Origin of the sequence: Novosphingobium sp. 18050, from assembly GCF_902706195.1 — a bacterium.
Classification (GTDB): domain Bacteria; phylum Pseudomonadota; class Alphaproteobacteria; order Sphingomonadales; family Sphingomonadaceae; genus Novosphingobium.
Genome location: NZ_CACSJO010000033.1, coordinates 18,043 through 39,326 on the forward strand (window position 1 = coordinate 18,043; position 21,284 = coordinate 39,326).

The following is a 21,284-nucleotide window of genomic DNA, read 5'->3' on the forward strand; positions in this document are numbered from 1 at the left end:
GCGATCCTCCGGGTGCCGAAAAATCGCGAAAAGACAGGATGATCAGCGTGATGAAACTGTTTCGAGCCGCCCTTGCATACGCTTGCCTGATCGCCCTTCCGGCAACCGCGGATCCCTTCCCGCAGCGGCCCGAACCCAGCGCAGTGACGATACATTACGGCGAGGATCCGCTTCAGGACCTCGACTTCTGGCGCGCCGTCGGGTTCCAAAAGGCCGCATCGCTGGTCCTTTTCGTCCATGGCGGCGGCTGGAAACGGGGCAGCAAGGACAACGCCACCGGCCGCTTCAAGGCGCCGCACTTCACCGCAGAAGGCTATGCGTTTGCCAGCATCGATTACCGGCTGGTGCCCGAGGCCACGGTAGAACAGCAGGCGCAGGACGTGGCGGATGCACTGGCCGCGCTGCTTGCCCAGGCGGATTCGCTGGGCATCGCGCGCGGCAAGGTGGTGCTCATGGGGCACAGTGCAGGTGCGCATCTCGTGGCATTGGTCGGGACCGATCCGCGCTATCTAAGCAAGGCCGGTCTTTCCTATGCCGATATTCGCGGCGTGATTGCCGTCGACGGTGCCGCCTACGACGTGCCTGCACAAATGACCGAACGGTCGCCGATTATGGGGCGGACCTATGCTCAGGCTTTCGGCCCCGACCCCGCTCGCCAGCGCGCACTTTCCCCCACGCTTCAGGCAGCGGCGGCCAATGCGCCCGCGTTCCTGCTGCTGCATGTCCAGCGCCCCGACGGCATTCGGCAGGCGCAGGCGCTCGAAACAGCACTGCGCAAGGCCGGGACTGCGGTGGAGCGTGAGAGTTTCGCCGGAAAGGGCCTGCAGGGCCACATGGAGATCAACCGCAATCTGGGCGACCCGGCCTATCCCGCTACGGCCTCTGTCGACCGATGGCTGGCGCGGGTGTTTCGCTGAAATGCCGCCTCGCCCGGGACCGCATCCGGAGCGAGGTACGGCAGACCTCAGACGGCCACGGCGTCGCCGCCTTCGAGGCGGTGCGAGCAGCCAAGCGCAATCGCGTCGTCCTGCTCGCTCAGCGCCGCCACGGTGACCCAGCCGATCGCCCGCTGGCGCGCGGCAACGTCACGGTCATGACCGAGCGGGAGGAACAGACGGCGCTCCTCGTCCGCGCCGGCGACAAGCGCCTCGATCAACCGATCGGGATAGAGCGAAAAACCGGTCGCCGGTTCCGGGTCCAGCCCGGCCCCGCCGAGAATCGCATAAGTGCCGCCGCGGCCCATGCTGCCGGGAATGCCATCGGCGTAGATCATGAAACCGAACCACGACTGATACTCGAACCCATGGCGTTCCGACGGGTCGAGCGTAAGGCGCGCCTTGTCGCCCACGCGTGCGGCGATGGCGCGAAGGCCGGCGATCCGGCTGGCCAGCACGCCGTTCACATCGAACGCAGAAAGGCGCTCGATCGCGGTCTCGAACGGGCCGACGGCATAAAGCAACGGCAGATACGTTTCGCCGCCTGCGTCAACCAGCCCGCCTGCGTCCTTCGAATCGAGCATCCGGCGCACTGCCTCGATGTTCGCGGCGGGAAGCGGCAGGGCCTCGGCGCTGAGAGTGTCGACGAGGTCGGGCAGCGTGAAGTCCACCGAAACCCCGGTGGCGCCAGCGGCGCGCAGGGTCTCGATCGCCAGTTCGACGATTTCGGCAACGGCGTCGATCGAATCGGTGCCGATAAGTTCCGCGCCCAGCTGCAACCGCTCACGCGCGGGATCGAGCCCATCGCCCTTCACGGTGACAACCTGCCCGGAATAGGAGAGGCGCAGCGGACGCGGGGCCTGCGCAAGGCCGGTGGCGGCAATGCGCGCCACTTGCGCGGTGATGTCCGAACGCAGGGCCAGGAGCCGCAGCGAAGCGGGGTCCATGAAGCGGAACATCCGGCGCACCTGCACACCGGCCATACGGCTGGCCAGCGCCTTCTCGAATTCGAGCACCGGCGTCTCGACCCGCGCATAGCCGTGGCTTGCCAGCACATCGTGCGCGGCGCGGCGCACGGTCTGCGAGGCCCATGCCTGCTGCGGAAGTCGGTCGCCCAGTCCCTCGGGCAGAAGATCGCGGTCGTTTTCCTGCATAATGCGCGCGCCCTTAGCGGGATGGTGCGGGAATGTCGAATGGGTTGGCGCATGGCCCTGGCGTAAAGGGCCATGCGCAGCGCCGCTCCCGCCGCGATCAGGCCAGCTGGTTGCCCAGCCCCGCCGCGTGCTTCGCCGCGATCCAGCCGAAGGTCATCGACGGGCCCACGCTCGCCCCGGCGCCCGGATATACCCGGCCCATCGGCGAGGCCGTGGTGACACCGCAGGCATAGAGGCCCTCGATGGCCGAACCATCCTCACGCAACACGCGCGAATCGCAGTCGCAGACCACGCCGCCATATGTGCCCACATCGCCGGGAACGATGGGAATGGCATAGAACGGCCCCTTCTCGATCGTGCCCATGCACTGGTTCGGGCCGTCCTTGAAAAAGGGATCGCCCAGCCAGTTGTCATAGGCGCGCACGCCGCGCTGGAAATCCTCGTCCCGCCCGCCGCGCACGAACCCGTTCCAGCGATCGACCGTCCCCTTGAGCGCATCGGCCGGCACGTCGATCAACGCACCCAAAGCCTCGACCGTATCGGCGCGGCGCATCCAGCCCGAGGCAAGCCACTGAGCCATGTTCTTCTTGGCAGTGCCTTTTCCGGCGACGGCATATTCGTCCATGTACTGCTGATCCATGATCGCCCAGCTGGGGATCGCGGGCACGGCGCGGTTGCGCACCAGCATATTCTCGCAGAACTCTTCGTAGGAGCCGCCCTCGTTCATGTAACGAACGCCGGTCTGGTCAACCTGGATCGCGTGGGGCTTGCCGGTCGTGCTCTGGGTGCCAGGCTTGACGTAGTCGGTATCCCAGCCGGGGGCCTCGCTCATCTGGAAGCCGACCATCTGGTCCATCTGCGCCAGCCGCGCGCCCTTTGCGGCTAGTTCGACATGCATGTCGCCGGTATCGCTCTCGATCCCGTTGGACCACTTCGACTGCGTGCCCGGCATGTACCGATCGCGCATGGCCTGGTTCATCGAGAAGCCGCCCGCATTCATCAGCACGCCCAGCTTCGCCCCGACACGCCAGGGCTTGCCGTCCCGGACGGTGACGACGCCCGCCGCCCGGTCACCGTCCATGATGACTTCGCTGACGGGAGATTCGGTGCGGATCTGCGCCGCCTCTTTCTCCAGCACGGCCTTGAGCATCCGCCCCTGCAGCGCAGCGCCGGCAGTGACCCAGTGCTTGCCGGTCAGCTTGCCGGCGACGACCTTGAGCGCGATCTTGAAGAACATCCGCTTGATCGCCCAGGAATGCTTCATGAACGGCAGCTTCATCCCGTCATCGAGCCGGACGGGAACTTCGAGGAAGCCCTGCCGCAGCTTCGGCGCCCATTCCTTGCCGAGCTGCTTCTTGTCGAACGGCAGCGCGGTGACGGTGCGGCTGGTTTTCACGCCGCCGGGAAGCTCGTCGTAGTAATCGGGCCAGAAGGTCGATCCGCGCTCCATCTGCACACCCTGCGCTACGATGAAGTCAAGCATCTTAGGCGCTTCGACCGCATATGTACGGCGGCGCGCGGGGCTGGTGCCGGGCGAATCCGGGCCATCGGGAACCACTGCGTCGAGATACTGGCAGGCCTTTTCGAGGCTGTCCTCGCCGGGATCCATGAAACGGTTGCCGGGAATCCACATGACCCCGCCCGACTTGCAGGTAGTGCCGCCCACCCACGGCGCCTTTTCGAGGATAACGACGGACTTGCCCGCCTGCTTCATCAACAGCGCGGAGGACATCGAACCTGCACCGCTGCCCACGACCACCCAGTCGAAAGTCTCGTCGAACTGCGTCATCGTAGCTGCTCCTCTCATACGTCATGCTGCGCTGCTGCGCATGCGTTCAACACGGGGGTAGATCGGACTTCGCCGGCTTTGGCAACGCCGCGCACGCCTGCGGGTGCAGGTTTCGCCGGAGCGAAGGATTACACCTGCTTTCGCGTTTTCATGTGGCCTTGCAAGGCCGCCTGCCTATGAGATGGACCGAAAGAGAGGGAGACCCGCCGCAATGACCGAGACCGTGCCCGCCCTGCCCGTTTTGAGCACCATCACCATGGCCCGCGAAGGGCGGCTGCTACGCATCACCCTCAACCGGCCCGAGGCGCTGAATGCGGTGAACCTGGCGCTGCACGACGACCTGGCCGAGGCGATGTGGTTCGCGCAGGTCGACACCGGCTCAGACGTCATCGTGCTGACCGGTGCAGGGCGCGCGTTCTCCGCAGGGGGCGACCTCGGCCATATCGAGCACAATGCGAGGAACCCGCACCTGTTCGACCACGAGACGCGCGTAGCCAAGCGCATCGTCTCGACCCTGCTCGATATTGATAAGCCGGTGGTGTGCCGGATGAATGGCCATGCGGTGGGGCTCGGCGCGACGCTGGCCCTGCTGTGCGACGTGATCTTCGCGGCCGAGGGCGCCAAGATCGGCGATCCGCATGTCGGCCTCGGCCTTGTGGCGGGGGATGGCGGGGCAGTGATCTGGGCCCAGCGCATCGGCCTGACGCGGGCAAAGGAATACCTGCTGACCGGCGACCTGCTCACCGCAAGCAAGGCGGCCGAGATCGGCCTGGTCAACCACTGCGTCCCGCTGGAAGAACTGGACGCGCGGGTCGACGCCTTCTGCGCAAGGCTTCTGAACGGCGCGACGGTCGCCATCCGCGCGACCAAGATTCTCACCAACATCGAACTCAAGCGGCTGGCGACGGCGCTGATGGACGCAGGCATCGCCTACGAAAGCGTCTCGGTGCGCAGCGCGGACCACCTCGAGGGCATCCAGGCGCTGAAGGAGAAGCGACCGCCGAAATTCATCGGGCGGTGACACGCGGCCTCTGCGGCGAGGGTAGCGATCAAGCCACCTTCAGCCGCCGACGCATCGCCGCTTCGTCCATCATCGGCTGGCCGCGTAAATGGCCAAGGCGCACCCCGGTGCACGTCATCTTGAAGTGGGTGAATTCCTCGTACCAGCCAAGGCCCTGCGCCGACTTGCCGCTGACCTGCTCCCACAAGGCCACCGTTTCGTCCCGCGTTCCCATACCCTCGAGGTAAGCGCCGTGGGTTGAACTGCGCCCGTGCATCGTCTCGGCAAGCGTGCAGAACCACGCAAGATCATGGAGCGCACCGCCCAACGAAGGCTGCTCCCAATCCATCACCGCGACGACGCGGAAGTCCTCGTCGAACATCATGTTGCCGATCCGCGCATCGCCCCAGACAAGCCCCGCCGGATCATCCACCGGCCATTTCGATTTCAGCCGCGCCAGCGCATCGCGCAGTACCGGCTGCGGCGCCGTTTCCTCCAGCCAGCCGGTGAAACGCTGGTACTTGTCCCATTCCTGCGCCAGCCCCTGCTCCGCGCCGAGCGGGCCCTTGAGGAAGTCCACATTTTCCACCGGGACGCGCTGGATCAGGGCAAGCTGCTCCACCGCCCCCTGCCACAGGGTCCGCCTCTGCACGGGCGAGGCATCCCGCAGCCAGCCTTCACGCGCATAGGGCGGGATCGAGACGGGGACGCGGCCCTGCTTTTTCTCCATGACGAAGAAAGCATTGCCCAGCAGCAGCGGGTCTTCCTCGAACCATAGCGGCCGGGCCACGCGCACTTCGCCTTGCTCGGCCAGCATCTTCATCACCCGGTATTGCTCGTCGAACAGGGTGTCCGGGAAGACGGTGAAGCTACGGGGCTTGATACGCAGGACGCAGCCCTGTGCATGGTCTCGCCCGCCTTCGCTCCACTGCGCGTCGAACAGGATCGTCTCATGGCTCTGCCCGGCACCGCGCGGATAGGCCAGATTGGTTATCGCAATGCCGCTGGCACTGGGGAGCCTGCCCGAGAGCCAGTGTGCCAGCCGTCCTGCCAGTTCCTCAAGATCCCGCGTTTCCGGGGCAACGATCACATCGGACAAGGCCACTCTCCCGTTCGTTCGCTAACGCCGCCCTGTCGACTTTTTACCGAGGTTCGGAATAGCGAATTTATTTTCGCTTATTTGATAAAGCTGCAACAAGGCGTGGTCAAGCGAGGTGCACCTCGCCCTGGCGGCATTTTCAGCGGGAGAAGCAGTGGTTCAGGCGGTTTCCGCGCGACCGGAGATGAAGCCAGAGATACGCTCGCAGCTCTGGGCAAGACGGCGGCCCGCAGCTGTAACAGCCTCGCCGGTCATCGCGCCGTGGAAGCCGGCTATGACCAGCGCCATCATGACCCGGCCCCGGCTATCATAGATCGGCGCCATCACCGCAGTCAGCGGATATGTGCTTGCGCCGTCGATCTCGACGAGCGGGACCACCGGGGGATCTTCGGTGCCGACCGGCATGCCGACGCTTTCGGCAACGCCTGGACGGCGGATCAGCGCGGCAAAGCCCTCGGTGCGCACAAATTCCAGCCCGGCACGATACTGCACGATCTGGTCGGGGCCCAGCGGCGCGTCCGCGCGCCCGGCCCATGCGTCGGCATCGCGGGGAGAGCGGGCGAAGAAGGTAATCGCCTGTATCCAGCGCAGCGGCATGCGTGTGCCCAGCGGCACCGGATACCCGATGTGGCTGAGCGAGGCCGCGCGCTCGCGCAGATGGATCACGTCACCTTCGAGGAAATAGGCACCGCACACCACATCGAATTCATCGGCAAGGCTGCGCATTTCCGGCTGCGCCACCTGCAAAGGCGAGAAGTGGTCCGCCGCCGTGCGCCCGATCGCGGCAAGCGCCGGGCCGAGCACGTAAGTCTTGTCGGTGGTCCGGTAGAGATAGCCTACCTCGACAAGCCCGGTCAGCAGCGCATGGCAAGTCGCCCGGCTCAATTTCAGCGCGCGGACAAGGTCGGTAAGCGCGAAAGCCTGTCCGGGGTGGTCGGCGATGAAGTTGAGGATGGCCGCCACGCGGGCGACACCGGGAGAGGAACGCGACATGGGCACTTTCGCTATTTCGAATAGCCGGGCCTACGGACAATTCCCCCGGTTCGTCAATAGACACGCCCGCAAATCGCAGCGACCTCAGGTGCGTCCCAACCGCTCCTCCATCATCCGTGCCACCTCGCGCCGGGCGACCTTGTTGGAGTGGAGCAGCGGCACCTCCTCGCGCGTCAGTTCGGCATAGGCCCGCGGCACCTTGTAGCTCGACAGGCGGCGGCGCAGTTCGGCTTCGATAGCCGCGAAATCCAGCACGGCATCCTCTCGCGGCACCACGGCGGCAACCAGCAGTGCGCCGCGCTCCTTGTCGGGAATGCCCACGACATAGGCGCTGTGGACACCCGGCAGCGACTGCAGTTCCATCTCCACTTCTGCCGGAGAAACGTTGGAACTGGCGACCTTTATCATATCCCCCCCGCGCCCGGCGAAGTGGACGCGGCGGCCTTCAGCGCGCTCCTCCACCGTGCACATGTCGCCGGTGCGGTAGTAGCCATCAGGGGTATAGTGTTCGGCCCGCTCGATCTTGTGAAGGCCGCTGGCGACGGGGTATCCGCGCACCTGCATCTCGCCCGCTTCCCCTGGTGCGGCAGGGCGGTTCCCGGCATCGGCGATACGGATTTCATAACCGGGCGCAAAGTGGTCCATCGGCGCGCAGACCGGGTATCCCGGCGCGCGAAAATCGTCGCCCCAGGAATAGGGACCGAGCGTCTCGCTCATCCCCAGCCCCCACCACGGCCTGGGGCCACGGATCAGGGCGAGGTCTTCTTCCGCCAGCACGCTGCCCATGGCAAAGCGGCTGTTCGACAAGGTCCGCTCGGTACAGACGACAACCGCGCCGGCCTCAAGCCCTGGGACGAGGTACATCATCAGTCCGCCCACCCAGAACATCGGCAAGAGGCACGGCACGCGCTTGCCGGGAACATGGCCCATCATCTCGCGCATCGTGTGGCTGCGAAAACAGACCGGGCCATGGCCATGGCGCACGCCCTTGGGCAGCGCCATGGAGCCGGACGTGTAGATTTCCACCATCTGGTCGGTGGGGTGCACTTCGCTCTCGACCTCGCGCAGCAGCTCATCCGTCACGCTGGCGGCGGCATCGGTGAGGAACGCGGGCGAGGCGATGCACGGCGGCAGGCCCTCCCCGTCGGACACGATCCAGCGCAGGTACGGCGCCCGCGCCAGGCGCAGCGAACCGCTTTCCTGCCCCGCCAGTTCGGGCAGCGCGTCGAGAATGCGCTCGGCGTAATCCTTGCCCAGCATCGTGCGCTGCACGGCGAGGCCCTGGACGTCGGACTGGCGCAGCACCCGCACCAGTTCGTTCGCACGGATCATCGTGCTGATCGGTACTGCAATCGCGCCTATCCGGCTGATCGCGGCGAGCATCACAGCAAAGTCCGGCCCGTTGCCATGGATGAACCCGACCCGCGTGCCCTTGCCGGTCCCCCGCGCCAGAAGACCACGCGCGATGAGCGCCGAGCGTTCATCGAGTTCGCGGTAAGTGAGCGAAGAGACGATTTCCTCGCCGTCTTCCAGCACCACGGCGACGGCGTCTGCGTAAGCGGCCGATGCGGCGCGAATGAGCTGGGCGAACGTGCAGGCCTCGCCGGGAGCCGGGGGGTGCGCAATTACGGCTGGCGCTGTATCGCTGCTCACTTCTGCCTCTCCAGACATAATTCGCTATTTCAAATGTAATGTCGCTATTGAGGAAAGTTCGGGATGTGCGCAACAGACCTCGGCCATGTTAGCCGATCCCCAGGTTGAATACCGCCACGGCGGATCGCGGCCAAATATTCGAACCTAGCTTTCCGCGAACGTATAGGGCTGCGCAGCCCTGCGGTAGTCGTCGGCCAACACGTCGCGGCCAATGGGAGGGACCGAGCGAGCGGTGCATTCGGCGCGCTGGCACAGGCGGCAGGTAACACCGATAGGCGTGGTCGGCGCGCTCGCCGGATCGACCTTGGCGGCATAGACCAGCCGGCCGGCATGTTCAGCGGCGCAGGCCAGCGCGACGGCGCGCACCACGCGGGTCGCGCCGTACCCTGTAGCCCCGCCGGTGACAGTCCGGGCGATCGAGAAAAAACGCTCTCCGCCCGGCAGTTCCAGCCACTGAGTCGCGATTTCCCCGGGACGGCGGAAGACCTGGTGGACGCTCCACAAGGGGCACCCTCCCCCATGCGCGGCGAACGGAAAGCCCGCGCCATCGAGGCGTTTGGACACGTTGCCCGCCTCGTCCACCCGAATGAAGAAGAAGCCGACGCGCTCCTCACCGGGGCGCTGGAGCGTGGTGAGGCGGTGGGCGACCTGCTCGAAACTGGCGCCGAAAAGGGAGCACAGCGCGTCAATATCGTAACCGCGCTGCTCCACAGCGCGGGCGAAGCGGCCATAAGGCATGACGATCGCGGCGGCGGCATAGCCCGCCAGCGCGCGCAGCAGCAGCGTCGCAGTGGTGCGGCTGGAAAAACTCTCGGCGCGAATCGACTGTTTGATCTCGGCACGAAGCGCGGTGTGGGCGATGTGCGTGGCAATCTGGAACGCGCGGCTGGCACTATCGAGCGTATCGGCGATCAGCAGTTGCTGGTTATGCCGGTCGAAACGGCGCAGCGATTCCATCAGCACGTCGGGCGGCAGGAAGCGCACGCGTACACCCTTCTCTGCCAGCCACGCGGTGGCGCCACCGGATTTGTCGATCTCTGCCGCCAGTTCCTCGGCCCGGCTGTCGAGGGCGTGGAAGTAATTACGCGCCTGCGCCAGGAACCGCTGCGCCTCGCGCACCGGTTCGTTCTCGTCCGCACCCGGCCCGGCAGCGCGCTGTTCGGCCAGGGCCTGAGCCTCGCGCGTATAGGCCTGATGCAGCCGCAGCAGCGCCTCGGACACGCCGGGGAAACTGGTGGCAAGGTCTGCCACTTCCAGCGGGGGCAGGTCGATATCGGCGAAGATCGGATCGCGCAGCACATCTGTCAGGCGGCGGGCGTAGTCCTCTCCATCGTCCCCGGCGATGTCGGCGATATCGAGCCGATAGGTGCGCGCCAGACGCAGCAGCATGTCCGCCGTGACGGGCCGCTGGTTGCGCTCGATCAGGGCGACATAGCTGGGCGAAATCTCGAGATCGTCGGCCATCGCCTGCTGCGTCAGGCCGAGTTCGCGGCGCAGGCGACGCAGCCTTGGCCCAAGGTATAAAGGACGGTTTTCTGCCATTTCCACCGCACCTTGTCAGGACAGCACAACTTTACAAGGAAAATCTGTAAAGTTTGACAACAGCACCTCGCGAGGCATTCCGGCCCGCGAAACTTGCGACTACCTGAGGGTCATCGAACGCAACATTCTTCCGCAAGAGGAAATTCCATCGTGACCTACCAGAGCAAGATCATCGAAGCCGGAAAGGCCATCGGCACCGAAGCCCACTGGAACGGGATCGAGCCGGAATCGGTTGCCCGCATGCGGATGCAGAACCGGTTCCAGACCGGCCTCGACATCGCCCGCTACACCGCGCGCATCATGCGCGAGGACATGGCCGCCTATGACCTGGACCCCGCCAACTACACCCAGTCGCTGGGCTGCTGGCACGGGTTCATCGGCCAGCAGAAGATGATCTCCATCAAGAAGCACTTCGGCACCACCAAGGGCCGTTACCTGTACCTTTCCGGCTGGATGGTCGCCGCACTACGCAGCGATTTCGGCCCCCTGCCCGACCAGTCGATGCACGAGAAGACTTCGGTCCCCGCCCTGATCGAGGAACTCTACACCTTCCTGCGCCAGGCCGATGCACGCGAGATGGGCATGATGTTCCGCGATCTCGACAAGGCCCGCGAGGGCGGCGACGAGATGGAAGCCAAGCGCCTCGAACATGCGCTCGACACGTATGAAACCCATGTCGTTCCCATCGTGGCCGATATCGACGCCGGTTTCGGCAATGCCGAGGCGACCTACCTCCTCGCCAAGAAGTTCATTGAAGCGGGCGCCTGCTGCATCCAGATCGAGAATCAGGTTTCGGACGAAAAGCAGTGCGGTCACCAGGACGGCAAGGTTACCGTTCCGCACGAGGACTTCATCGCGAAGATCCGCGCGGTGCGCTACGCCTTCATGGAACTGGGCGTGGACGAGGGCCTGATCGTTGCCCGCACCGACTCGCTCGGCGCCGGCCTGACCAAGCAGATCGCCGTCACCAGCGAAGCCGGCGACATCGGCGACCGGTACAACTCGTACCTCGACTGCGAGGAAGTGTCCGCGATCGGCCACGGCGACGTTCTGATCAGCCGCGACGGCAAGCTGCTGAAGCCCAAGCGCCTGGCCAGCAACCTGTTCCAGTTCCGCGCCGGAACCGGCGAGGATCGCTGCGTGCTCGACTGCATCCACGCCCTTGAAAACGGCGCGGACCTGCTGTGGATCGAAACTGAGAAGCCGCACATCGGCCAGATCGGCGGCATGGTCAGCCGTATTCGCGAGGTGATCCCGAATGCCAAGCTGGTCTACAACAACTCACCCAGCTTCAACTGGACGCTCAACTTCCGCCAGCAGGTCTATGACGCCTGGGAAGCGGCCGGCAAGGACGTCTCCGCCTTCGAGCGGGCGCGCCTGATGAGCATCGACTATGACGGCACCGAGCTGGCGGACGAAGCCGACGAGCGCATCCGGACCTTCCAGAGGGACTCGGCGCGCGAGGCGGGCATCTTCCACCACCTCATCACCCTGCCGACCTACCACACTGCGGCGCTGTCGACCGACAATCTCGCCAAGGAGTATTTCGGGGACGCCGGAATGCTGGGTTACGTCAAGGGCGTGCAGCGTCAGGAGATCCGCCAGGGCATCGCCTGCGTGAAGCACCAGAACATGGCCGGCTCCGACATGGGCGACGACCACAAGGAATACTTCGCCGGTGAAGCTGCCCTGAAGGCGGGCGGCGCGCACAACACGATGAACCAGTTCGCCGCGTAAACGTTTGAGACGAACGCCCGCTGACAGTCTCCGGGTGACTGGGGAAGCTCCCCGCAAAGCAAGGAAAGGAATGACCATGACCACCATGACGACCGAACCGGCCCGCGCCCGCGCGGTGCTCTCGAACCAGGACTTCAAGCTCCTTCAGGAAGCCGTCCTGTTCTATCTCAAGGCGCACGAAGACGATCCGATCTCGTCCACCTATTCCAATCTCTATCACCGCCTCGGCAGCGCCATTCGCCGCTGAAGCAAGGGTTTTCCTGGGGAGGAAAGCTTGGCCCGTCGCACCACGTGCGGCGGGCCATTTCGTTTGATTACAACCAATTTGGATCAGCTTGTGCGCCGATCCGGTGCAAACGATTTAAACCGCATTAAATGTTGGCGCGTTACAATTTCGTCATGAGCGAAACAGGCGCCGCACACTTCTTTCAGATCATCCTTTGCGCGAGGGACCAGCATCGGCCGGAAATGGTCGTGCTGGCGATACTTGCCTGCGCCTTGGCCGTCGGCAAGGCCATATCGCTGCTCCGGCACGCCCGAAAAACACGCGGGCGTGAACGGCGCGGCAGCTGCCTCCTGGCCGGCCTCATGCTTGGCTTCGGCTGCTGGGCAGCGCACTTCATCACGACACTGGGCTTCGACAGCACCTACCGCCATGCCTATTCACCATGGCTGACCGCCGCTTCGCTGATCGTCGGCATTGCGGGCGCGCAGGCAGCACTCCATTTTGCGGCGCAGTCCCGTTCGAAATCGGGTCTCATCCCGGCTGCCCTGATGCTGAGCGCCGGGCTGGCGGCAATGCACTATACCGGAATGGCGGCGTTGGAAGTGCCCGCAATGCTGTCGTGGGACTGGCATCTGGTGGTCGCTTCGGTCGTGCTACCTGCAGCCCTGCTCTACCCCGGCCTCCTTGTCGCCCTGCGTGCCCAGGGGATCATCCATATCTTCGCCGCGACCGGGCTGGTCACCGCCTCTGTGCAGATTCTGCATTTCTGTGGCACCGCCGCGCTGACGTTCATTCCCTCCCACCTTTCGGACCGGGGGCTCACGGTTCCGCAGGAAGAACTGGGCGCGTGGCTGTGCGTCGGCTCGCTGGCGGTTGTGGCGATCAGTACTTTCGCCCATCAGCGACGCCAACGTTACCACGCCGCAAGGCTGCTGGGAGAACGGCAGTTCGCACAGCTGGTCAGGGGCACGTCCGACTATGCGATCTGCATGTTGGGCCGCAGCGCCCACGTCGCTCAGTGGAACGCTGGCGGCCGCTCGCTGATCGGCTATGACGATGCCGAGGCGCTGGGCCTGCCCTTTTCCCGCTTCTTCACCGCCGAGGACCGCGCGGCCGCCCGCCCCGCACGCGCGATCGCCGAGGCCGATGCGCTGGGGATCGCCAAGGGGCAGTGGATCTGCCCGCGCCGCGACGGGTCGCACTTCTGGGCCCACGGCACGATCGAAAAGCTCTGCGACGACGACGGCGAAGCCATCGGCTATTCGCTGATCACCCGCGACATCACCGAGATCAAGGCGGCGCAGGACGCCTTGGCAGAAAAGTCGCACCAGCTCGACACGGCACTGGAACACATGAGCCAGGGCCTGTGCATGTTCGATGCGGACGAACGACTGATTTTCGCCAACCGCGCGTATTACCGCATTTGGGAAATCCCGGAGGAGCGCTGCCAGCCCGGCACTACTCTGACCGAACTGGTCTACGCCGGTTACTTCGCGGCGCAGTACCACCCCGTCGAGACGCTCGACATGATTCGCCAGTCCGTCCTCCGCGCCAGCACCTTTGGCGACCGCCCCTCCTGGCATTTCGATTTCCGCGAGGACCTTGTGCTGGCGATCAGCGAACGTCCGCTGCCTGATGGCGGCTGGATCGCGACGTTCGAGGACATCACCCAGCAGCGCCGCTCCGAAGCCCGGATCGCTCACATGGCAATGCATGACGCCCTGACCGGCCTGCCCAACCGCGCCCAATTCTACCGGGACGTGGACGCGATGATCGCACATGCCGCACTGGGGGACGAGCAAGTCGCCGTGCTCGCCATCGACCTCGACCGTTTCAAGGAGATCAACGACACCTTCGGCCATGCTTCGGGCGACCACCTGCTGCAGGTGCTTGCCGGGCGCTTCATCGCCACCCGCCGCGAGGGCGAGGCACTGGCGCGGCTCGGCGGTGACGAATTCGCGGCCGCCATCCGCTTCACCCGCCGCGCGCAGCTCAACGACTTCATCGCCCGCATCCAGGCCTGTATCGCCGCGCCGGTTGTCGACGAAGGTCAGCCGCTCAACGTCGGCGCCAGCCTGGGTGTCGCCACCCATCCGCACCACGGCGACACCCGCGAAACCCTGCTCAACAACGCCGACCTCGCGATGTACCGCGCCAAGGCGGCGCTGGGCGAAAGCGTCTGCTTCTTCGAAGCCGGGATGGACGAGAACGCACGCGAACGCCGCCAGCTGGCCAACGACTTGCGGCAGGCCGGCGCGAGGGGCGAGTTGAGCGTGCTCTACCAGCCGCAGCACTCACTGCGCACCGGGGCGGTATCGGGCTACGAGGCGCTGCTGCGCTGGATGCACCCGCGCCGGGGGCTGGTATCGCCCGATGAATTCATCCCCATTGCCGAGGAAACCGGAGAGATCATCGCGCTGGGGGAATGGGTGCTGCGCCAGGCCTGCCAGGAGGCCCGGACATGGCCGGGCGCGGAAAAGGTCGCGGTCAACCTTTCGGCCGTGCAGTTCCTCCAGCCCAACCTTGTCGAGATGGTGCGCGCTGTCCTTGTGGAAACCGGCCTGCCCGCCCGCCGGCTCGAACTGGAGATCACCGAAACCGCCATCATCCACGATAAGCTGCGCGCACTGCACTGCCTGCGCCTCATCAAGGCGATGGGGGTCAGCGTGGCCATCGACGACTTCGGCACCGGCTATTCCTCGCTCGACACATTGCAGTCCTTCCCGTTCGACAAGATCAAGATCGACAAATCCTTCCTGCTAAAATCGGAAGGCAGCGCCCAGGCCCGCGCCATTATCCGCGCGGTTCTGGCACTCGGACGCAGCCTTGATATCCCCGTACTGGCCGAAGGGATCGAGACCGAGGGCCAGCTCAGAGTGCTGGAAGCAGAAGGCTGCGACGAAGGTCAGGGCTATTATTTCGGCCACCCCTCGCCCGCGCCAAGTCTCGCCGAGCGAAAAACAGCGCCATGACAGCGTAGGTCAAGTAGCCATGGTGCTGAAAGATAAGTTCATCTTTCCTCACTTCGCCGTTTACCAATGCAGGGAAAATTAACTTCCTTGGTCCTAGCTTGGGCCAAACCAGGTGGGGATCTGCGTGTATTTGGGGCTTAACGACGAACAGGCGGACGCGGTGAAGTCCGGCGCAATTGGCGATCATGTGGCCGTGCCTTCGCTCGACACAGCGCTGCAGGCTGCCTCGCTCGCCGAAAAGCGCCTTCGCGAAGCCGTTGATGCGATACCCCAGGGCATTGTCTTCCTCGACGAGGAAGACCGTTACATCCTGTGGAACGAGCGCTACGCCGAAATCTACGAGAAGTCCGCCGACCTGCTGAAGCCCGGCGTAAGGCTGGTCGATGCCCTGCGCATCGGCATCGAGCGCGGCGACTATCCAGAGGCAATGGGGCAGGAAGAGCAATGGCTCGCCAGCCGCATCGCCCAACTGCACCAGCCCGGAAGGCGGCACGAACAGCGCCTGTCGAACGGGCGCTGCATCATGATCGAGGAGCGCCGCATCGAGGGCGGCGGCACGATCGGCATCCGCGTCGACATCACCGACCTCAAGCAGAAGGAAGAGACGTTCCGGCTGCTGTTCGAACTCAACCCCCTCCCGATGCTGGTCTACGATCAGGAAACCGGCCGTGTCCGTGTCGCCAACGAGGCCGCCTACGCCCTGCTCGGCTATAGCCCCGGCGAAATGGACTCCCTGCCCGCCCGCGACCTGTTTCCCCCCACCTTGTGGCCCAATGCCGCCGAACTGCTCGCCACCGATCATTCCGACGCGAATGACTGCTGGCAGATGCTGCGCAGGGACGGCACCTGCGTCGATACCGCAATCTCCACCCGCCTCTCCGGGCTGGAGGACCATACCGGCACCATCGTCTCGATCTTCGACGTCACCGAGCGCCGCCGCATCGAGCAGCGCATGGCCCACATGGCACGGCACGACGAACTGACCGGCCTTGCCAACCGCGCCCACTGCCACGAACACCTGCGCGACCTGCTGGACCACGCCATCTCCACCGAAACCATCACCTTCGCGCTGGTCGACCTCGACCATTTCAAGCCGGTCAATGATACTTACGGCCACCATTTCGGCGATGTCGTGCTGACCGAGACGGCGATGCGCATGCGCGAACTGATCCCACCCGATGCCTTGCTTTGCCGGGTGGGCGGCGACGAGTTTGCCGTGATCTTCCGCCGCTCCAGCCTCACTCAGGCCGAACTGGTAGCCAAGTCGATCATCACCACCCTGTCAGAGCCCTTCTTCGTACAGGGCCACATGATCCACATCGGCGCGACCATCGGCTTCGCCTCGTCGCCCTACGACAGCTGCGAGGCCGAGACGCTGATGCGCTATGCCGACCTTGCGCTCTACGCCGCCAAGGGTGAGCGGCGCGGCACCTGCCGGGGCTTCGAAGCTGGCATGGACGCCGCCGCACAGGAAAAGAACCGGCTGGAAAAGGACCTGCGTGCCGCAGTCCGCCAAGGAGCGCTCGAAGTCCATTACCAGCCGATCGTCGACCTTCAGACCGGCGCGGTCGAATGTTACGAGGCGCTGCTGCGCTGGAATCACCCGGAGCGCGGCGCGGTGCCGCCGGACGTCTTCGTGCCGCTAGCCGAGGAGATGGGCCTGATCGATCCGATCGGCCGGTTCGTGCTGGGCAGTGCCTGCGCGGAAGCTATGCAGTGGCCCGCCCACGTCCGCGTCGCGGTCAACGTCTCGCCGCTCCAGTTCCGCAACGGCAATCTGCTGAGCACGGTCATCAACGCGCTGTCCACCTCGGGCCTCGCTGCCGAACGGCTGGAGCTTGAGATCACGGAGGCGGTGCTGATGGAAAAGGGTCCGCGCCCGGCCGCAATCATCCGCAACCTGCGCGCCTTCGGCATCGGCATCTCGCTCGACGATTTCGGCACCGGCTATTCCTCGCTGAGCTACTTGCTCAACTACCCCTTCACCAAGATCAAGATCGACAAGTCGTTCATTCTCAACCTGCACCAGGTGGCCAGTTCGCGTGCCGTGATCCGCGCCGTGATCGGCCTTGGGCGCAGCCTGGGATTGACCATCACGGCCGAGGGCATCGAGAACGAAATCGACCGCGATTACCTGCGCGAGGAAGGCTGCACGCAGGGGCAAGGCTACCTCTTCGGCCGCGCCGAACCGCCACTGGCGATCGCCGCAGCGCAGTGCCGGGCCGCCTGACGCGCCAGGCTCGCGGGCGGCGAACCGAGAGCAGTCAGGCCTGGATCGCGCGGCGGCAGAACTCCCACAGGTCCTCCGCCAGCCCCTCGCGCTCGGCAGGATCGGCCGCACCGCCTTCTTCGGCAAGCAGGACGGTGTGCACCGTGGTCGACACGAGGTTGTAGATCAGCCGCGCCTGAAGCTGGGAATCCGCCGCACGGAACACCCCCTGCCCCATCCCCAGCGCGACATGCCCGGCCATCACGTCCAGCAACGGTTCGAGCGCCGAGTTCAATTCCGACGGGCGGGTCTGCGCCAGGCGAAGGTGCTCGCGGCTGAGCGCCGCGCCGCGCCGGTTGGCGCCCATCCGGTCCTGCCCAAGCTGGCCGACGACAATGCCTGTGACGATCGCCTGCAATGCCTCCACCGGCCCTGCGCAGCGCGCGGTAATCTCGCGGAACTGCAGCGCGGCGGCGCGCAGCGACCGGTCGAACACCGCCAGAACGAGATCGTCCTTGCCCTGGAACCGCTCATAGAAAGCCCTCCGCGCAAGACCCGCGCGCGCCAGCACGGCACGGATCGTCAGCCCTTCCAGCCCCGCTTCGTCGAGCAGGTCGTAAGCGGCACGGACCAGCACGAGCGTGCGGTCCGCCGCCTCCCCGGAAGTTCCGGCAGGATTTTCGGGGAGCGCGAAGAGAGGCGGGTAAGTGGTCGGCATCGCTTCTCCGCTAAGCCGTGATCGCACGCGGGTCCAGCCTGCATGCAAATCGCACGGCTCGTACCCGCGCTCCCCGCTCGCATCGCCGTACCCCGCGATTGACTTGCCACCCCGCCTCGGAGTACAAATCCGAGAACAGTGTTCTCAACACAAGAGAACGACGCGAGAGGAAGCGAGCGGAACCATGGCAAAGGTCACATACGTCGATCACACCGGCACGGCAGTGGAAGTCGATATCGCGGTTGGCGAGAACGTCATGCGCGGTGCACTTTACAACGGCATCGAAGGCATCACCGGCGAATGCGGCGGCGGCCTTTCCTGCGCGACGTGCCATTGTTACGTCGACGAGGCATGGACCGATGCGGCCGGCGGCCCTTCCTCCGAAGCCGAGGCAGAACTGCTCGAATCGGCAGCGGCCGAAGTAAAACCCACCAGCCGCCTGTCGTGCCAGTTGGTGGTCACCGATGCGCTCGACGGCATGGTCATCCACATGCCAGAACACCAGTTCTGATCGCGCGGAAAGGGATACAAGAACAATGCCAATCGACGCCGCCAACCCCGTCCCCCCCGTGTTCCCGCGCCATGTCGGCATGGATCAGGTGCCCGATCACGTGCCCGCCGAACTGATCCGCCATTCCGGCCTGACCTTCGGCCCGGACTTTTTGGCAAACCCGCACGACTTCATGGCCGCGATGCATGAAAAGCAGCCGCCGATTTATTACGACGTCAGCCCGATGGGCAACATGTGGCACCTCATCAAGCACGAAGATGCGCTGTTCGGCCTGCGTCACCCGGACATCTTCTCGAACGAGGGCGCCACCCCCTTCCCGCGCGATCCCGACGACTATTTCTACTTCATCCCGATCGAGATCGATCCGCCCCACCACCGCAAGTACCGCAACATCGTCGACCCGGTGTTCAGCCCCCAGGGCGTGCTCAAACTGGAAGGGCAGATTCGCCAGCGCGCCAATGACCTGATCGATTCCATCGAGGCCAAGGTCGCCGCCGGGGAGACTTGTGAATTTACCGAGGACTATGGCCGTCCGCTGCCCGTCTCGGTCTTCCTCGACATCATGGGCCTGCCCCAGGACATGCGGGACGAATTCGTCGACTGGGCGGTGAAGCTGCTCCACTCCAACGACCGCGCGATCATGGCCGAACAGATGGGCAAGATCACCGCCTACCTGAAAAGCGCGATCGAGGACAAGAAGGCCAATCCCGATGACGGCGTCGTCAGCCGCATCGCCCATGCCACCCCGGACGGGGTGCCGTTGTCGGACAAGGAGATCTTCGGCTTCGTCTGCTTCCTGTTTATCGGCGGCCTCGACACCGTGTTCGCGACGATGAACAACATCTGGCTCTACCTCGCTCAGAATCCGGCCAAGCTGGAGGAAATCCACGCCCGCCCGGACGACATCGACAAGATCGTCGAGGAACTCCTCCGCCGCTGGTCGGTGACCTTCTCGGGCCGCGTGCTGGACAAGGACTACGAGATGCGCGGCGTGCAGATGAAAAAGGGCGACCGCGTGACCTTCGTCCTGCCAGCCTGCAATTTCGATCCTGAGGTTTTCCCGAACCCCAAGGAGGTCGATTTCGATCGTCCGCGCAAGACGATCCTCGCCTTCACCGTCGGCGTCCACAGCTGCATGGGCGCGCACCTCGCGCGGCTGGAAGTGAAGATCGGGCTACAGGAATGGCTGAAGCGCATCCCGAAATTCGCGGTGAAGCCCGGCACCGAGATCGAGTACCGCCCCGGCGGCGTAATCGGCCCGGAGCACCTGCCGCTGGTCTGGTAAGCTACGGCGCATGGGAGGCCGCGATATCGCTGCCTCCCATGCGTGGCTTCCACTTGGAACAGTGACTTGCCGTTGCCCGGATCAAGCGGCCTTTGGCGGTTCGGCCAATATCTCCAGCAGCGCCGCCTCGAAAACCTCGGGCTCCTCGTACATCGCCCAATGCCCGGCTCCCTCGACCACGCGAAAAATCGCCTCGGGGTGGACCGAACGCAGCGCCGCTTCCTGCGCCGCCGGGTCTGGGTGTGGCAGATCGCATTCGCCCCAGATCGCATCGACACGTACCGAAACGCGCGGCAGTATCCGCAGGAGTCGGTCAGGGATCACCAGCGGCGGCACATGGAGCCGTGCCGCCTTGGCGGTGGGAAGCAACATGTGGATCGCCAGATCGTCGGCGCTATCCGGGTGGTGCAGCATCAGCCCCAGCAGATTCGCCTTGAGCGCCGCCCGGCGCGCATCACCAACAAGTCCGCCGATCCGCCCGAGACGCGGATGCCCCATCGGCGTATCCAACCCGCCGCAGCCGACAATCACCAGTCTGCGCGCCAGTTGCGGATGAAACGCGGCAAGATGCGCAAGCGCCACTCCGCCGAACGAGAAACCGCACAAGTCGACCGGCGCCCTGCCTCGTCCCAGGATCGTTTCCAGCCCCTTGGCCAGCGCCGCAGATATGCCCTTATGATCGGGCGTTACAGGCATCGCGGAATCCCCGTGCCCCGGTAGGTCGGCGACGATCAGCCGGCGACGGCGCGACAGTCGTTCGATATTGCCGATCCAGTGCGTCCACGATCCCTGTGCACCGTGGCCCAGCACCAGCGGCTCGCCATCGCTCTCGCCCCAGATGCGCCAGACCATCGTGCCCTCGCCGCAAGGCGTCTCGACCCGCTGTCCCCGGGCTTCGATCGCCGCGAGGAACGCTGCGGGATCGCCGCCGCGCTCCGTAACCCACGTCAGCGGCTCGTCCTCCATGATCTCGACTCCCTTCCGGATCATCGGACCACCGTGCCCGGTGCGGCGCAACCGCCGAGCCGCAACTGATCGCCCCGGTGGCGCAAGGCACGGAGGACCTTGCGCAAAAGTGTCACGAAAAAAATTGCATGCTGCGCAGCAAGAATTGCAATTCCTGCTTGGCCAAGGCGATTTTCTGATGCAGGGTGGCCGGTGAAAGGTTCTTGTAACCTTACCGGTGTTGGGAGAGAGCGCGCCGGGGATGAGTAATCACTCCGGCGCGCCGATTTCTCGCAGTTGCAGCAGAACCTGAAACTGCCTTCAACACAAGCAATCTTCCTTAAATTAACTTACCGCGCAAGCCCTGTTCGTGCATTCAGCAAACTTTTACCCTCGTAAATTTGCGCAGTGCACCAATTTGCGCGAAATTTTTCCGCAAGCGCGAAGCATGCAAGGGCGATTCGCCAGCATGGGCGCCGATTGCGATCTTCCGACCCCTCCGATAGGACCCTGCCC

General features: G+C 64.9%; 16 protein-coding genes. 8 read left to right on the top strand and 8 right to left on the bottom strand.

Annotation, left to right across the window (positions count from 1 at the left end):
* Window positions 1-50: 50 nt before the first annotated feature.
* Complete coding sequence (locus GVL61_RS21575; RefSeq protein ID WP_235037830.1) at window positions 51-917, top strand: alpha/beta hydrolase; 867 nt, start codon at window positions 51-53, stop codon at window positions 915-917.
* A 47-nt stretch (window positions 918-964) separates the two neighbouring features.
* On the opposite strand, the gene GVL61_RS21580 is transcribed toward GVL61_RS21575, so the two are convergent.
* Together GVL61_RS21580 and GVL61_RS21585 are read right to left on the bottom strand one after the other, a co-directional pair.
* On the bottom strand, window positions 965-2,089 hold the full coding sequence (locus tag GVL61_RS21580) for an ATP phosphoribosyltransferase regulatory subunit (protein WP_159982804.1): 1,125 nt from the start codon (window positions 2,087-2,089) through the stop codon (window positions 965-967).
* Between the two features lie 97 nt (window positions 2,090-2,186).
* The gene (locus GVL61_RS21585; RefSeq protein ID WP_159982806.1) at window positions 2,187-3,878 is read right to left on the bottom strand and encodes an FAD-binding protein; all 1,692 of its coding nucleotides are present in this window, start codon (window positions 3,876-3,878) and stop codon (window positions 2,187-2,189) included.
* Window positions 3,879-4,089: 211 nt separating this feature from the next.
* Between GVL61_RS21585 and GVL61_RS21590 the strand changes: the two genes are divergently transcribed.
* Window positions 4,090-4,899 carry an enoyl-CoA hydratase/isomerase family protein gene (locus GVL61_RS21590; protein ID WP_159982807.1) on the top strand — a complete coding sequence of 270 codons (810 nt, stop codon included), beginning with the start codon at window positions 4,090-4,092 and terminating at the stop codon, window positions 4,897-4,899.
* Between the two features lie 28 nt (window positions 4,900-4,927).
* On the opposite strand, the gene GVL61_RS21595 is transcribed toward GVL61_RS21590, so the two are convergent.
* The 4 genes from GVL61_RS21595 to GVL61_RS21610 all read right to left on the bottom strand — a co-directional run bounded on the left by GVL61_RS21595 (window position 4,928) and on the right by GVL61_RS21610 (window position 10,165).
* A complete protein-coding gene (locus GVL61_RS21595; RefSeq protein ID WP_235037832.1) occupies window positions 4,928-5,968 on the bottom strand; it encodes a phosphotransferase family protein in 1,041 nt (346 codons plus the stop codon).
* Between the two features lie 168 nt (window positions 5,969-6,136).
* Window positions 6,137-6,970 carry an IclR family transcriptional regulator gene (locus GVL61_RS21600; RefSeq protein WP_159982810.1) on the bottom strand — a complete coding sequence of 278 codons (834 nt, stop codon included), beginning with the start codon at window positions 6,968-6,970 and terminating at the stop codon, window positions 6,137-6,139.
* A gap of 84 nt (window positions 6,971-7,054) precedes the next feature.
* Window positions 7,055-8,623 carry a class I adenylate-forming enzyme family protein gene (locus GVL61_RS21605; RefSeq protein ID WP_159982812.1) on the bottom strand — a complete coding sequence of 523 codons (1,569 nt, stop codon included), beginning with the start codon at window positions 8,621-8,623 and terminating at the stop codon, window positions 7,055-7,057.
* A gap of 144 nt (window positions 8,624-8,767) precedes the next feature.
* Entirely contained in the window at window positions 8,768-10,165 is a 1,398-nt protein-coding gene (locus tag GVL61_RS21610) for a short-chain fatty acyl-CoA regulator family protein (RefSeq protein ID WP_159982814.1), read from the bottom strand.
* Between the two features lie 150 nt (window positions 10,166-10,315).
* Between GVL61_RS21610 and GVL61_RS21615 the strand changes: the two genes are divergently transcribed.
* From GVL61_RS21615 to GVL61_RS21625, 4 genes are all read left to right on the top strand, one after another.
* Window positions 10,316-11,902: an isocitrate lyase gene (locus GVL61_RS21615; RefSeq protein WP_159982816.1), complete on the top strand. Its 1,587-nt coding sequence runs from the start codon at window positions 10,316-10,318 to the stop codon at window positions 11,900-11,902.
* A gap of 76 nt (window positions 11,903-11,978) precedes the next feature.
* Entirely contained in the window at window positions 11,979-12,149 is a 171-nt protein-coding gene (locus GVL61_RS24850; protein ID WP_200844904.1) for a hypothetical protein, read from the top strand.
* Window positions 12,150-12,301: 152 nt separating this feature from the next.
* Window positions 12,302-15,100, top strand: coding sequence for an EAL domain-containing protein (locus GVL61_RS21620; protein WP_159982818.1), 2,799 nt, complete (start codon window positions 12,302-12,304; stop codon window positions 15,098-15,100).
* Window positions 15,101-15,224: 124 nt separating this feature from the next.
* Window positions 15,225-17,330, top strand: coding sequence for a bifunctional diguanylate cyclase/phosphodiesterase (locus GVL61_RS21625; protein ID WP_159982820.1), 2,106 nt, complete (start codon window positions 15,225-15,227; stop codon window positions 17,328-17,330).
* A gap of 34 nt (window positions 17,331-17,364) precedes the next feature.
* On the opposite strand, the gene GVL61_RS21630 is transcribed toward GVL61_RS21625, so the two are convergent.
* A complete protein-coding gene (locus GVL61_RS21630) occupies window positions 17,365-18,027 on the bottom strand; it encodes a TetR/AcrR family transcriptional regulator (RefSeq protein WP_159982822.1) in 663 nt (220 codons plus the stop codon).
* 184 nt (window positions 18,028-18,211) lie between these two features.
* On the opposite strand from GVL61_RS21630, the gene GVL61_RS21635 reads away from it, so the two are divergent.
* Entirely contained in the window at window positions 18,212-18,538 is a 327-nt protein-coding gene (locus tag GVL61_RS21635) for a 2Fe-2S iron-sulfur cluster-binding protein (RefSeq protein WP_159982824.1), read from the top strand.
* A 25-nt stretch (window positions 18,539-18,563) separates the two neighbouring features.
* On the top strand, window positions 18,564-19,823 hold the full coding sequence (locus GVL61_RS21640; RefSeq protein WP_159982833.1) for a cytochrome P450: 1,260 nt from the start codon (window positions 18,564-18,566) through the stop codon (window positions 19,821-19,823).
* A gap of 81 nt (window positions 19,824-19,904) precedes the next feature.
* On the opposite strand, the gene GVL61_RS21645 is transcribed toward GVL61_RS21640, so the two are convergent.
* Entirely contained in the window at window positions 19,905-20,813 is a 909-nt protein-coding gene (locus tag GVL61_RS21645; protein ID WP_235037831.1) for an alpha/beta fold hydrolase, read from the bottom strand.
* Between the last annotated feature and the right edge of the window lie 471 nt (window positions 20,814-21,284).